Annotated in this window: 15 protein-coding genes; 7 read left to right on the forward strand and 8 right to left on the reverse strand. The window is 56.1% G+C overall.

Annotated features, from left to right (window positions below; translation table 11 throughout):
- Positions 1 to 37: 37 nt before the first annotated feature.
- The 3 genes from ABVF61_RS27100 to ABVF61_RS27110 all read left to right on the forward strand — a co-directional run bounded on the left by ABVF61_RS27100 (position 38) and on the right by ABVF61_RS27110 (position 2,900).
- Positions 38 to 868, forward strand: coding sequence for an ABC transporter permease subunit (locus ABVF61_RS27100; RefSeq protein ID WP_353996731.1), 831 nt, complete (start codon positions 38 to 40; stop codon positions 866 to 868).
- Between the two features lie 30 nt (positions 869 to 898).
- Positions 899 to 1,579 carry an HAD family hydrolase gene (locus tag ABVF61_RS27105; protein WP_353996732.1) on the forward strand — a complete coding sequence of 227 codons (681 nt, stop codon included), beginning with the start codon at positions 899 to 901 and terminating at the stop codon, positions 1,577 to 1,579.
- A 205-nt stretch (positions 1,580 to 1,784) separates the two neighbouring features.
- A complete protein-coding gene (locus ABVF61_RS27110; protein WP_353996733.1) occupies positions 1,785 to 2,900 on the forward strand; it encodes a methyl-accepting chemotaxis protein in 1,116 nt (371 codons plus the stop codon).
- 113 nt (positions 2,901 to 3,013) lie between these two features.
- Here ABVF61_RS27110 and ABVF61_RS27115 read toward each other — a convergent pair whose 3' ends face one another.
- From ABVF61_RS27115 to ABVF61_RS27130, 4 genes are all read right to left on the reverse strand, one after another.
- On the reverse strand, positions 3,014 to 4,345 hold the full coding sequence (locus tag ABVF61_RS27115; protein WP_353996734.1) for an ammonium transporter AmtB: 1,332 nt from the start codon (positions 4,343 to 4,345) through the stop codon (positions 3,014 to 3,016).
- A gap of 20 nt (positions 4,346 to 4,365) precedes the next feature.
- Positions 4,366 to 4,704, reverse strand: a complete 339-nt coding sequence (locus ABVF61_RS27120; protein WP_299478375.1) for a P-II family nitrogen regulator — start codon at positions 4,702 to 4,704, stop codon at positions 4,366 to 4,368.
- 424 nt (positions 4,705 to 5,128) lie between these two features.
- On the reverse strand, positions 5,129 to 5,680 hold the full coding sequence (locus tag ABVF61_RS27125; RefSeq protein WP_353996735.1) for a DUF924 family protein: 552 nt from the start codon (positions 5,678 to 5,680) through the stop codon (positions 5,129 to 5,131).
- Between the two features lie 76 nt (positions 5,681 to 5,756).
- Positions 5,757 to 6,587, reverse strand: coding sequence for a substrate-binding periplasmic protein (locus ABVF61_RS27130; RefSeq protein WP_353996736.1), 831 nt, complete (start codon positions 6,585 to 6,587; stop codon positions 5,757 to 5,759).
- Positions 6,588 to 6,753: 166 nt separating this feature from the next.
- Between ABVF61_RS27130 and ABVF61_RS27135 the strand changes: the two genes are divergently transcribed.
- A complete protein-coding gene (locus ABVF61_RS27135) occupies positions 6,754 to 6,990 on the forward strand; it encodes a sulfurtransferase TusA family protein (protein WP_353996737.1) in 237 nt (78 codons plus the stop codon).
- Between the two features lie 6 nt (positions 6,991 to 6,996).
- Here ABVF61_RS27135 and ABVF61_RS27140 read toward each other — a convergent pair whose 3' ends face one another.
- Positions 6,997 to 7,290 carry a 4a-hydroxytetrahydrobiopterin dehydratase gene (locus tag ABVF61_RS27140; RefSeq protein WP_353996738.1) on the reverse strand — a complete coding sequence of 98 codons (294 nt, stop codon included), beginning with the start codon at positions 7,288 to 7,290 and terminating at the stop codon, positions 6,997 to 6,999.
- A 157-nt stretch (positions 7,291 to 7,447) separates the two neighbouring features.
- Between ABVF61_RS27140 and ABVF61_RS27145 the strand changes: the two genes are divergently transcribed.
- Entirely contained in the window at positions 7,448 to 7,897 is a 450-nt protein-coding gene (locus tag ABVF61_RS27145) for a low molecular weight protein-tyrosine-phosphatase (RefSeq protein WP_353996739.1), read from the forward strand.
- Between the two features lie 432 nt (positions 7,898 to 8,329).
- Here the strand turns inward: ABVF61_RS27145 and ABVF61_RS27150 are convergent, their stop codons facing one another.
- Positions 8,330 to 9,109 (reverse strand): phosphatase PAP2 family protein, encoded by a 780-nt coding sequence (locus ABVF61_RS27150; RefSeq protein WP_353996740.1) that lies wholly within the window; start codon positions 9,107 to 9,109, stop codon positions 8,330 to 8,332.
- A 184-nt stretch (positions 9,110 to 9,293) separates the two neighbouring features.
- On the opposite strand from ABVF61_RS27150, the gene ABVF61_RS27155 reads away from it, so the two are divergent.
- Positions 9,294 to 9,950, forward strand: a complete 657-nt coding sequence (locus tag ABVF61_RS27155) for a 2-hydroxychromene-2-carboxylate isomerase (RefSeq protein WP_353997328.1) — start codon at positions 9,294 to 9,296, stop codon at positions 9,948 to 9,950.
- A 51-nt stretch (positions 9,951 to 10,001) separates the two neighbouring features.
- Here ABVF61_RS27155 and ABVF61_RS27160 read toward each other — a convergent pair whose 3' ends face one another.
- A complete protein-coding gene (locus ABVF61_RS27160) occupies positions 10,002 to 11,156 on the reverse strand; it encodes an ATP-binding response regulator (RefSeq protein ID WP_353996741.1) in 1,155 nt (384 codons plus the stop codon).
- Positions 11,157 to 11,356: 200 nt separating this feature from the next.
- Between ABVF61_RS27160 and ABVF61_RS27165 the strand changes: the two genes are divergently transcribed.
- Positions 11,357 to 12,331: an AEC family transporter gene (locus tag ABVF61_RS27165; protein WP_353996742.1), complete on the forward strand. Its 975-nt coding sequence runs from the start codon at positions 11,357 to 11,359 to the stop codon at positions 12,329 to 12,331.
- A 4-nt stretch (positions 12,332 to 12,335) separates the two neighbouring features.
- Here the strand turns inward: ABVF61_RS27165 and gluQRS are convergent, their stop codons facing one another.
- Positions 12,336 to 13,220, reverse strand: coding sequence for a tRNA glutamyl-Q(34) synthetase GluQRS (gene gluQRS / locus ABVF61_RS27170; RefSeq protein ID WP_353996743.1), 885 nt, complete (start codon positions 13,218 to 13,220; stop codon positions 12,336 to 12,338).
- Between the last annotated feature and the right edge of the window lie 44 nt (positions 13,221 to 13,264).

Genomic DNA, 13,264 nt, shown 5'->3' on the forward strand with positions numbered 1-13,264 from the left:
GAAACGCGCGAAGTATGAAAACAAGCAGGAATTGTCGTTGAACGCGATTGAGAAACGTCGAGCTGCTCAGGTTCTGGACCACATTCTGCTCATCGCGGGCGCTTTGCTCATGTGCCTGCCGGTTTATGCCCTGTTCGCGGCAACGACCCATGTTCCCGGCACTCCGATAATGCTTCGCCTCGATCCAGGTGGGGCGCTGCTGGAAAATTACGGCTCGTTTCTGACTTCAAGTGGAGGGTTTTCCGGAGACATCACCGTTGTCGCCATGATCTGGAATTCCTTTGCGCTCGGCATGGCCTTTGCGGCATTGAAAACTGCTGTCTCCCTGCTGGCAGCCTATGCCCTGATCTATTTCCGTGTCCGGGGAGCAAGCGTGATATTCGCGGTGCTGCTGCTCACGCTGATGCTGCCATTGGAATCGCGCTTCCTGCCGACTTATGAAGTTGTTGCTAACCTTGGGCTGGTGAACACCCGCACGGCGCTTGTGCTCCCGCTTGTCGCGTCCGGATTGGGAACACTGTTTTTCCGGCAATTTCTCATGACCGTGCCGGACACAATGCTTGAGTCGGCCAAGCTGGATGGCGCAGGCGCCTGGAAGTTTTTCATGGACATCCTGTTACCTCTGTCCCTGCCAACAGCTGCAGCCCTGTTTCTCGTTCTGTTTGTGAACGGATGGAACCAGTATCTTTGGCCCGTCATCGTCACGTCAGAAGAATCCGCCTATACCGTCGTCAGGGACATGCAGTTTTTCGGACGGGCGAGCCTGCCGGGTTTGATGCTGGCAATCCTGGCTGTTCTTCCGCCGTCAATCCTTGTCATCTTGTTTCAAAGGCAGGTCATCAAAGGGCTGTTTGACGGTTCACATTAACGAAACTGACCGTAAGAAGGCGAATATCGCATGGCATTTGAAGCGATCCTGTTCGATTGCGACGGCGTTCTGGTTGATTCGGAAATCATTTATGTCGAGGTGGAACGCGAACACCTCGCGCGCATTGGCCTTCACTACGGCCTGGATGAATATATGAACAAGTTCCAGGGCCTTGGCAGCACTGATTTCTGGGCTGCGCTCGACAAAGATCACCGCGCGATCGGCAAAGGCCCCTTGCCGGAGACATTTGGGCCAGAGCTCGATGCTGCGACGATGGAGCGGATTGATCGGGAGCTGTCGGAAATAGCAGGCATCAAACAACTGCTCGAAGCGCATGAAGGCCCGAGGGCCGTTGCATCGTCGTCACGTCTGCACCGGCTCATCCACAAACTTCAGCACACCGGTCTTTATGACTATTTCGAGCCGCACATTTATTCCGGCGAACAGGTTTCCAATGGCAAACCGGCGCCGGACCTGTTCCTTCTTGCCGCTGAAAAACTCGGGGTGGATCCCGCAGCAACGCTTGTGGTCGAAGACAGCTCAAATGGCGTGAAAGCGGGCCTTGCCGCTGGCATGACGGTTTGGGGTTTTGTCGGCGGCGGGCACAGCCACGGTGGCCACACCGAACAATTGCTGGAAGCAGGCGCACACAAGGTCGTCGAAAGCCACAGTAACATGGCTGAGCTCTTGAGCAGCGAAGCGCCGGCCTGAAGCGGCACAAGTGTGCAATCGACCTTACCCTGATGACCTTCCTGCCTGCCATTCACCGCACTGCTGCGAACGATGCCCCGACCAAATGAGGGCACTGTCCTTCGGTTTGCGTTCGATCATCAAAATTTGACGCCGGAGCGCCGATTTTCACACTATTAACCCTGTTGAACGATCCTGTTGAAGCAGTGACGAAGGAACTGGTCCTATGTTGAAACGTGCCTTGATTACGGCAGTCGTCGTGGGCTCAATCTTGACGATCATCAATCAGGTTGATGCCGTTTTTGGTCCGGCGGAGCTGGTTATCTGGCAGGCGCTTTTGTCGACTGCCGTGCCGTTTATCGTCTCTCTCGTGAGCGCGTATCTCACATTGCGGCACAAGGACATCACCCAGAAAGACAGGTTGCACGATCAGCAACCAAACCCCGGCGATGAAAGATCCCGCATTGAGGGAAACAATCTCGCTGTCGCGGCGCACCCGGCCACCGATGCCGAAATCGACCGGCTCAAGGACGCATGGAAGGTAGTCTCGCAGATCGGCCAGAACGCAAAGGCGGTAAACTCGGCCAGCAGGGAGCGAGCCGAATTCCTTGGCGAGCTCATCTCGACCGCCGATCAGATTCAGGGAGAACTGCGTTCCGTTGGCGCACGGGCCGAGAGCTGCACGCAGGATCTTGCAAGTGCCGGAACGAAGATCACAGAGGCACGCGAGGGCATCCAGACGATTTCCGAAACCTGTCTCGGTGCTGCGGAGCTGATCGGCAAATTGAACACAGCGACTTCGGACCTGACGACCAAGTTCAACGACATCGAAAATCTTGCCCAGGAAATTTCGTCCATTTCGGCACAGACCAATCTGCTCGCGCTCAACGCAACGATCGAGGCGGCACGAGCCGGAGATGCGGGCAAGGGTTTTGCCGTCGTTGCCGGAGAGGTCAAGGCGCTCGCCGGATCTACGGAAAAGGCGGTCGAGTCGATCGCAACAATCTTGTCGGAAATGACGCAATCGCTCGCCGAGACCCGGCAACTCGTCAAGACAGCCAGGGAGAGGCTTGAACTCTCCGATACGCAGAGTGCCGGCAGCCTCGAACAGATCTCGACAGTCGAAGCGTATTTGCGGGACCTGACCACCCGCAACGAAGCGACATCCCGACAGATGAATGACAAGACGACGGCGCTGGACGAAGTTTCAACGAACTTGCACAAGATCCGGCAGGACACGGAGAACGCCATCAAGGGTTCAGCCAAGAACATTGAGCTTGCAAAGCGTGCTTCCGAAGCGGTTCAGGACGTTGCCGAAAGACTGAAACCAGCGAGCGTCTGACTCATCTTCTCATCCAGATGCAGACAAAAAAAACCCGGGGTTGCCCCCGGGTTTCCAGTTTGCGGTCCGAGCCAATAGACCGCCTGGGAGATTTTTCTGACGCCTCTGTCCAATCAGAGACGCTGAGAACCGGTTCCGAATTCCGGATAGGCTTCCACACCGATTTCGACCTTGTCGAGACCAAGCGCCTCTTCCTCGTCGGAAACCCGGATGCCCATGGCAGCTTTCAGGATGAACCAGACAACTGCGGATGCCACCAGTGTGAACACGCCGTAAGCAACGATACCGATGATCTGCGTGACCCAGGATGCGTCGCCATTGGAGAGCGGCACGATGAAGGTGCCCCAGATACCTGCAATGAGGTGAACCGGGATTGCGCCAACGACATCGTCGATTTTCAGCTTGTCGAGAAGCGGAACAGTGAACACGACGATCGCACCGCCAACACCACCGATGAACACAGCCTGCCAGACGCTCGGTGCCAGCGGCTCAGCCGTGATGGACACGAGACCTGCCAGAGCACCATTCAGCGCCATGGTTACGTCGACCTTCTTGTAGAGAGCCTGGGTAAGCAGCACTGCGACAACTACACCGGCAGCAGCGGCCATGTTGGTGTTCGCGAAGATGCGCGAGATGTCGGATACGTCACCGATCGTGCCCATCGCAAGCTGAGACGCGCCGTTGAAGCCGAACCAGCCCAGCCACAGGATGAACGTGCCGAGTGTTGCGAGCGGCATGGAGGAACCCGGGAACGGATGAACCGTACCGTCTGCGCCATACTTGCCCTTACGTGCACCGAGGATGATGGCGCCTGCAAGTGCGGCCCAGCCACCAACGGAGTGAACGAGCGTGGAGCCGGCGAAGTCGGAGAAGCCCATTTCGGACAGCCAGCCGGCGCCCCACTGCCAGGAACCCGCGATCGGGTAGATGAAGCCTGTCAGAACGACCGTGAAGATCAGGAACGGCCACAGCTTGATGCGTTCAGCAAGTGTTCCGGAGACGATGGATGCGGTGGTCGCACAGAACACCATCTGGAAGAACCAGTCGGAAGCTGTCGAATAGCCCGTGTCGAGCGCATTGCCGCCAACGTCGTCAAAGGAATAAGGGCCAAAGGAACCCATGAAGCCGCCGTCAACACCCGTGTACATCAGGTTGTAGCCGGTGATCCAGAACATCAGGCCTGCAATTGAATACAGCGAGATGTTCTTCAGACACTGCATGGACACGTTCTTGGAACGGACCAGACCGGCCTCAAGCATCGCAAAGCCAGCAGCCATCCACATAACGAGGAAGCCACCGATCAGGAACAGAAGCGTGTTGAAGATATAGGCGACTTCCGGAGATACAGCCGGAGCTTCAGCCGCAGTGTCTTGAGCGAAAACCGGAAGAACCGAAAGGCTCAACACGGCAAGCGTCGCCGCACTCTTAGCGACAAGTTTTTTCATGATACGTTTCCTTACCTAAATCACAGAGCTTCGGCGTCTGTTTCGCCAGTGCGGATGCGCACAGCCTGATCGATCGAGTGAACGAATATTTTTCCATCTCCGATCTGGCCGGTTTTCGCGGCGCCGGAGATAACGTCAATGACCTTTTCGACGTCGGCAGTATCGACGGCGACTTCGATTTTCAGCTTCGGCAGGAAGCTCACCGCGTATTCCGTGCCGCGGTAGATTTCGGTGTGCCCCTTCTGGCGGCCATAGCCTTTCACTTCGGTCACCGTCAGACCCTGTATGCCGATACCCGTCAGGGCATCGCGCACTTCGTCGAGCTTGAACGGCTTGATGATGGCCATCACTATTTTCATTGCTCGTACCATTCCCCTTTTTCTGCCCCTTCCCATCGAAGAGGCTCGGTCGTCGGTACCGGACACGCGCCTGTTGAGTTCCCCCTCTGGAAGGGTCTTCAGGTCTTGAGATGCACCATTGTCTGGTAAGCCGGCCCAACGTCGGCCTTTCTTAATCAAGGACCGTGCCAACTGGAGAAGCAAACGAAAAAGCTATTGTTTTTCAGCTTATTAAATCTACTTTGCGATTCATCATCAGGTTAACCGCCACGAAGTGATGAAAAATTAGGCGGCTTTTTTGTTTAAAAAATAGTCAAAATTTATGTCGTAGGTGAAAATCTGTGCAGGGCCAATAATGAGCAAAAGCACTGAAAAAAGGCAGGTCCCGATGGAACCTGCCGGATGTTGACAGAACCTCAAACCTGTAGGGGCCGAACTCGCCAGGTCAGGCTGAGAAGCCGCCATCCTTCAAATAGGCTTCTTCCTCAGGTGTCGTCACGCGCCCCAAAACCTTGTTGCGGTGAGGAAACCGTCCAAATCGGCGGATCACATCCATATGCACCAGCGCATAGTGGTAAAGCTCCTTGTCTCCGAGCCTGCGGCACAGGTCGACTGCTCTTTCCTGGTGCTCCATATCCTCGGAGTGTTCAAAGGGGAGATAGAAAAATCCTCTGGCTTCCTTTGGAAAAGCCCGGTCAAAGCCCCGGTCGATTGCCCTTTCCGCGATGGCAACCGCCTTGGCGTCGCCGCTGAAGGCTTCGGGCGAACCACGGTGGATGTTTCGCGACATCTGATCGAGCAAGAGAAGCAAAGCGAGCGTGCCGTCCGCCGTTTCCTGCCAGTGATCCAGCTCACCGGCATTTGCCGCAGCCAAGCTTGCGGCAAATTGCTCGCGGCAATGGCCATCAAACTTTTCACCGCCCGCAAACCACTTGGCAGACCCGGCCTGCCACCAGAAATCGAGCACATCCAAAGGCGTGATAGCCGTCTCAGTCATCAGGGTATCCAGTTCATGCAGGTCAGTGAATGTCCGGCCATTCGAAAGCACCCGTTAACACCGGATGCAACAGGCTTTATTGGCCGCAGGCCTGAATCTGCCAGTTTTCCCGATGCATTTGGGTCAACTCTTCCAGATATCCGCTGTCTTTAAGAGCAACCATCTCGCGGCGAAAGGCATCGGCGAGATCCGGGTCGGTGCCCTTGCTGAACACTGCCCAGAGTGGCTTGGCAAGATCTTCGATATAGACAACCGGCTGGAGAAGGCTGCCATCATAACCTTGCTTGCAGGCGGCAGCTTCGGCGAGAAACCCCGTGAGCGGCAACAGATCGACCCGACCAAGATAGAGCATTTCGATCCCCTGCCGATAGTCGGTGATGGGCACGAGCTGACCGGAGGAGCCAAACCCAAGGCTTTTCAGATAGGCGTACATGTTACCACCGTCCTGTACGCCGATCTTTACGTCGAGATCCAGAAGGTCTTCCACCGTATCGGCCACGAAGCGGGGCTTCGAATTCAATTGAAACAGATACTGTCCATAAGGCGACACCTCGCCAAGCCAAAGAAACTGGTCTTCACGCTGGGGCGTCCGCGACATGGAAAACAGCATTACGTTCGGCGCGGACTTTGCCGTCAGGATAGCCCGTTTCCAGGGGAGGAATTCGAAAGAAGCGATTTCGACCGGGAAATCTTCGTTCACGCGTTCGAAAACCGCCGAAATGTAGCGCGCGACATATCCGTCGGGTGCACCATTGTTTTCCCATTGGAGAGGCGCAAAATTCTGAGTGACAATCCTGATTTCCCTGGATTCGCTCAATGCCGCAACAACACTGCCAAGCAACACCGCGAGCGCAACGGCGAGGATCTGCAAAGGTTTTGTTCTCTTGTCCGGATCAAAACAAAGCATTTGACGTCTCTGCGAATTGTTGCAAGGAACCATCAAATGGGCCTTGCAATGTCAGCGCCCATTCTAGCCCGGAACCATTAATGCCGCTTGAAGATCTGAGACTCATTTTGGCGGGAAGGCTTGGCGGAGATGGAAAAATCGGCCAAAAATCAATGGAATAAAACCTGTGTCTGAAACAATGCTCGATCTGAAGGGGCTCAAATGCCCGCTCCCGGTTCTCAAAACCCGCAAGGCGCTGACGCGGCTAAGCGACGGCGATCAGTTGACTGTCTTGACGACCGACCCGATGGCAGAAATCGATATCCCGCACTTCTGCCAGGAGAACGGCCATACGCTGGTCGAACGTGAACGGACCGAGTTCGGACACCGCTTCCTGCTATCAAAAGGTATCCAGACCGGATAGCCCTGGTTAAGCAGACGCTATGTTTTCAATTTCACGAGCCAGATCCAGGTCGAGCTCACTCAATCCGCCAACGTCGTGCGTCGCCAAGGTGATGTCGACCGTCCGATAGACATTCGACCACTCGGGATGATGGTTCATTTTCTCGGCGACGAGCGCGACCTGGGTCATGAACCCGAACGCCTCGCAGAAATCCTTGAATTTGAAAGACTTGAAGATCGCTTCACGCCCTTCACACAGCTGCCACTCCGGCAACGTGGCGAGCCCAGCTGCACGATCTTCGGGTTTCAGTCGCTCGGCCATCCCATCCTCCTTTGACGACGTACGTTTAATGGAACACATGGCACTTCACGGTCCAGAGGCAACACCTCGCGAAGACGACGGTGATTTCCGCTTCGCGCCATTGCAATTGTTTCACTAAGGCAGCACGTTGCGCTTGTTGCGCACTCAGGAGACCAAAGTGTCACGTTCTGTCTTGTTCGTTTGCCTTGGCAATATCTGCCGATCACCGCTTGCGGAAGGTATTTTCAAGCACCTCGTTGAAAATGCAGGCCTTTCCGATGAATTCAGAATAGATTCGGCCGGAACCGGCCCGTGGCATGTCGGCAATCCACCGGACACGCGCTCGATTGAGATTGCAGCCCGTCACGGTATCGATATTTCCGCTCAGCGTGCCCGTAAGGTGGCCGACGCTGATTTCGAGACATTCGATGTCATTGTAGCCATGGACGCGCAGAACCTGTCGACGCTGACAGAGCTGAACCCCGCCAAGTCCGCCGATGTTCGCCTGTTGCTGAACACGCCGCCCCGGGATGTACCCGACCCGTTCTTCGGCGGTCCCGAGGGCTTTGAGGAGGTTTATCACCTTATCCGATCAGGATGTGGACAACTGCTCGACGCCTATACCTGATATTGGCTTGCTTGCTCAGCTAAGAGAATTTGAGCGTTTGATTTCATAAATTCTTCTTGGAGCCTGCGCTATGACAGACCTCCCTGGTTAGTAGCTTGGCTTTGCGATGAAATTTCTGTGGTGGTCACTGGCCGCTTTGCTCCTCTTGCTTGGCTTTGCAACGGTATGGCTCCCCATTCCTACCGGCGTTCCACTTTTGGCGCTCGGGCTTATTGTAATTGTCGGCACAAGCCGCAGTGCCGCTCGCCATTTACGCAAGCGACGCAGGAACACACCACCTTTGAACAACGCGATTACCTGGGTGGAAAACAGATCGCCACTTCGCTTCGCCCGAATTCTGAAGCGCACCAGACCCCGGAAAAACCAGCATCAGCCCGACGCGGAAAGCCGGACTTGATGATGTCAGAAATCTACTGTCAGCCCGAGCGGCGGCTAGTGCTCTGAGAACTTACGGGCCATTCCACGCACAAAAAACCGGACACGCAGCACCAGTCTGTTCACTCGCCGGTGTAGCCTGCGTCCGTTCACCGTGAACCATTCATCCAGCTTTCGGTCACTTAAGATAGGTGGAACCCGCTGGTAGAGAAGGTGATAGACTGCGAGGATCAGCAACAGCGTGATGCCCCAGGAAATCAGCGTGTCTGAGAAAAAGTGTCCGCCGAACGCCACCCTGTTGGCCGATAGCACCAGACACAATGGCACCAGGAAACACAGAGACGCCTTGCGCCAGGTCGCCGGAACCAGAAAGGCGACTGACGTAAGCCACATGGCCGCAGACGCCTCGCCCGAGACGAACGAGCAGTTGCTCTCGCAATGGTCGCTGATTTTCCAGACAGGCTGATACGGCAAATCACCGCCAAACTCTTCAACATACCGAGGCCTGGGTCGCCCCCAATTGTCCTTCAGGATCGCATTCACGATCACGCCCGGACCCAGAATGAGCGTCGTCAGAAGAAAGACCGGTTGGCGAAGCGGCATGAGAGGTGGACGCCCGGGTGCAAGCAATTTGATGACGAGCACACCGACACAGGCGATCGCGATCACCTTCACAAGAAACGGGCCCAGGTGCCTCACATCTCGCAGGAACGGTTCATTCTGTGCCCAAAAGCCCGAAATCTCGTCATAGAAAGCCCCGCTGGCCCAAAAATCGACACCCGGGAAAATGAGAAAAAACATCGAAACGAAGACAACATAAGCAGTGACGGCGATCATTGGATGGCTCATACACCACGCGGCCAACTTGCGAACCCATGACTTCGGGCTATTCTTGGAAAGATCGCTTTGTGTCATCACTGTATTTCAGGTCGATTTGAGAACTCATGATCTAGCTCATTCGCCAGGAGCATCCAATCCCCGAAAACCCGGCTAAGCGTTTGCGGAGTATCACAAGGTGACAATGAACCGCCAGTCCAATCAGCCTGAAGATTCAAACATCGTGCATCTTAAATCGGATGATCAGCCCGTCGTCGAATTCTGGTACGAGTTTGCGTCGACCTACAGCTATCTCTCAGCCATGCGGATTCAGACCCTCGCAAGCGATTTCAACGTGAACGTCGTCTGGCGCCCCTTTTTGCTTGGTCCCATTTTCAAAAAGCAGGGCTGGGACACCTCGCCCTTTAACCTGCAACCGGCAAAAGGCCGCTACATGTGGCGGGACATGGAACGTCAATGCGAACGTTACGGATTGCCGATGCGTGTACCGGCGCCCTTTCCGCAGCACAGCCTGGCCGCAGCGCGAATTGCTTTTTGCGGCCGTCAGGAACCCTGGATTGGCGCTTTCACGCGCGCGGTGTATGTGGCTCAGTTCGGCCAAGGTCTCGACATTTCCGATGAAGCGCTGATGGCAGACCTCCTGCTGGAAACAGGTGCTCCCGTTGACCAGACCCTCAGCGATGCAAAATCATCCGAGACGAAAATTGGGTTACGAGCGGCAGTCGCGGAAGCGGAACAACGCGGGATATTCGGAGCACCGAGCTTCGTGCTGTCAAACGGTGATCTTTACTGGGGCGACGATCGTCTCGAACAGGCCCTGGATGTGGCAGCGCGCCTTTGATCAACTTGAAGCGGAGGCTGCCAGCCCGTAGAGGTCATTCTCCAATGCACCTCAGGCCGCGTCACTGCACGCGCGCTGGAGCGCAGCAAAGAGCTCAGCTGGCGAAAGTGGTTTGCTTACGGTCTCGCGGAACCCTGCCTCCCGCAGTTGCCGCTCACTGACGGCTTCCAAAGCCGCCGTCACCGCAATCAGCGGCAGGCCTGATCTGCCCGGATCAGCTCTCATTTCCAACGCTGTTTCGACACCGCTCTTTCCGGGCATGTTGAGATCAAGAAGAACGGCGTCGTAGCTTTGGCGCCCGGTCAGCTCAAGCGCTTCATCGCCGGACTGGGCAACATCGAATGTGCATCCGAACGTTTCCAGCAAAGCAGCCAGCAGCCGGCAATTCGTGGCATTGTCGTCCACAATCAGGATATGCGCTGTAAGACCGCGCTTGTTTTCCAGATTTGACGCTACACGGCCGGCGGCGCCCCTCGCATCGGGCGCGGCCTCATCAGCGGAAGCGGGCACGTGAATTTCAAAGCAGCTTCCTCCCTCCTCCGGGCGGTGCAATAGCAACCGTCCTCGCATCTCAGCGACCAACCGGGTAGCGCCCCACAATCCCAGCCCGTGTCCGGCAACTGCGGTAGGCCCATGGCGGCCGCGCGAAAAAGGGCGAAAGAGATGGACTTCTTCGTCAGGATCAATTCCCGGACCAGTGTCCGAGACTGCAATGCAGACGGAAGCTTGACCGGCGAGCTTCTGGTCATCTGCTTCACCGGACATCGACGGCTGCACGCAGACGCACACCATTCCCGTTTCGGTGTATTTGATGGCATTGTCCAGAACAGTCGTTAGAACACGGCGTAGCTCGATCGGATGCGCTGTCGGCATGTCTTGCAGACGCTCATCAACCCGCACTTCAAACGAAAGGTTCTTGTTTTCTGCCGCTACACGGAAGAGGTCCGTGCATTCGGTAACAAGCTCAACAATGTTATGCAGGGCAATGGATGAGGCATGACCCGCCCTGATCGTTTCCATGAGGTCGCCGGTCATTTCGGCCAGAGAGTCGATGGACTTGATCAGGATTGCGAGTTTTTCTGCCTGATCCTCATCCAGAGGCCCATTTCCGATCAGATCGGCCGTAAGCCGCATGGCCGACAGAGGCGTTCTGAGGTCATGCGCCAGAAGCGCGAGCCTGGCATTATCGTCATCACGATCCGGCATTCTGCCCATTTCCTTCTGAAGAACGTGCAGTCAATTCTGTCCGGCGTAGATATGCGGCCGCGGCTGAATAGTGCATCGTCCTTTTGCAGCTTCACTTTGAAGGCTGGCGGAGCGCGATCCAATCCCCTAAAAACAGTTCCCAACCGCAAATTCTTGCGCGCCTTGCCAAAACCTTCCTCCAGGCTCCAACCGGAACCCACATGATCGCGCAGACCTTTTCCATTGTCGCTCCGGTGTTTCTCTTAATCGGCATCGGCTATTGCCTGGCGCGATTTGGCGTGCTGTCACAAGGCATTGGAGACGCACTCGGCCAGTTTGTTTTCATAGTGGCACTGCCTGTTCTTGTGTTCCGGTCCCTGATTGGTGCAGATCTTTCGGGCGGACTGCCGCTGGCGCTTTGGGCGAGTTACTTTATGGGCGTCGCGGTTGCCTGGCCGCTTGGCACGCTTGTCATACGCAAGGGATTCGGAAGAGAGGCACGTGCAGGTGCAATTGGCGGCATCTCCGCTTCCTACGCCAACCTGCTCCTGGTCGGAATGCCCGTGGTTGCGGCGGTTTACGGCAATGAAGGCCTGGTTCCCGTCTTGCTGATCATTTCAATCCATCTGGCGACAATGACATTCGTAATGGCCATTGCGATGGAACGCACCGCCGCAATCGACAGCGGCGAGGCCATGCCGTCACTGGGCAATCTCGTTTTGGATGCTGCCCGCAAAATAATCGCCAATCCGCTGATCATCACAATTCTTCTGGCTTTTGCCTGGCGCCAGACAGGCCTGGACCTGCCGGAATTGGGGGAAGAAGTGCTCGGGCGCATTGCCGCCACGGCGCTTCCGCTAGCCCTTCTCTCCCTGGGCATGAGCTTGGTGCAATACGGCTTGCGCGGGAACATGCTGCCCGGGTTCCTCCTCGGATCCATCAAGATCGTCATCATGCCGGCAGTTGTTTTTCTTGCCGGTACCTTCCTGTTTCAGTTGCCGCCGCTTTGGACAGCCGCCGCAACCTTGGCTGCCGGCTGCCCAACAGGTGTCAACGCGTATATCTTTGCCAATCGCTATGGAACCGGTCATGCGATGTCCGCCAACGCCATTACCATGACGACGTTAAGCGCAATCGTGACCACCAGCCTATGGGTGTCGTTCCTGAGTTTCTGGTTTGGTGCAGACCTCTTGTAGGCGCCTATAGCCCGATACGCCTGCGAAGGTCGGCGTGCGAGAGGCCGTCAGCCCGCAAAGCGCTTAGGCTTGTATCCTGATTGGATTTGGACAGTTTTCGTCCATCCGCATCCAAGACAAGCCGGTGATGCCGATACCGCGGCTCGGGAAGCCCGAGCAGTTCCTGCAGAACTCTGTGAACACTTGTCGCGTGATAAAGATCCTGTCCCCTGAGAATATCAGTGACGCCTTGGCGGGCATCGTCGACCACGACGGACAGATGATAACTTGTCGGCGTATCCTTGCGGGCGAGGATGACATCCCCCCAGCGATCCGCTTCGACGGGAACGCGATTTCCCGGGTCGAAAAGCGACTTTCCTTCGGCACCTGCCTCCTGCCAGCACAGATCGGAACTGATCCGGGCAAGAGCCTTCTTCATGTCGAGCCGTAGCGCAAAGGAGGCATCGCTGTCTGCGCGAATTTGAACGTCTTCCTCCGACAACACGGCCAGATCCCCAGGGTAAAGAGGCGCCCCATCGGGATCCCTAGGCCATGTATTGCCATCCGCCTCGTATTCGGTAACGAAGGTTTTGATTTCCGACCTGGTCAAAAAGGCAGAGTAAACCAGTCCGAGATCCTGAAGCTTCTCCAGCGCTGCACGGTAAAACGGAAAGGCTTCCGATTGCCTTGGGGACGGTTCATCGAGCGGAACACCCAGCCAGGCAAGATCCTCGAACATGTCTTGTTCCAGCTGCGGCGTGCATCTCGTCTGGTCAATGTCCTCGACACGCACGAAGAACCGGCCGCTCAGCGCAACAGCCGCACGAACGTTCAGCAGCGCGGACAACGCATGCCCGATGTGAAGATGCCCGTTCGGAGACGGTGCGAAACGAAAGCAGGGCTTTGTCATTTGGCAAGGAGAACCGGGTTGACGTACGCGCGGGTATGGAACAA

The organism is Roseibium sp. HPY-6, assembly GCF_040530035.1.
GTDB lineage: Bacteria > Pseudomonadota > Alphaproteobacteria > Rhizobiales > Stappiaceae > Roseibium.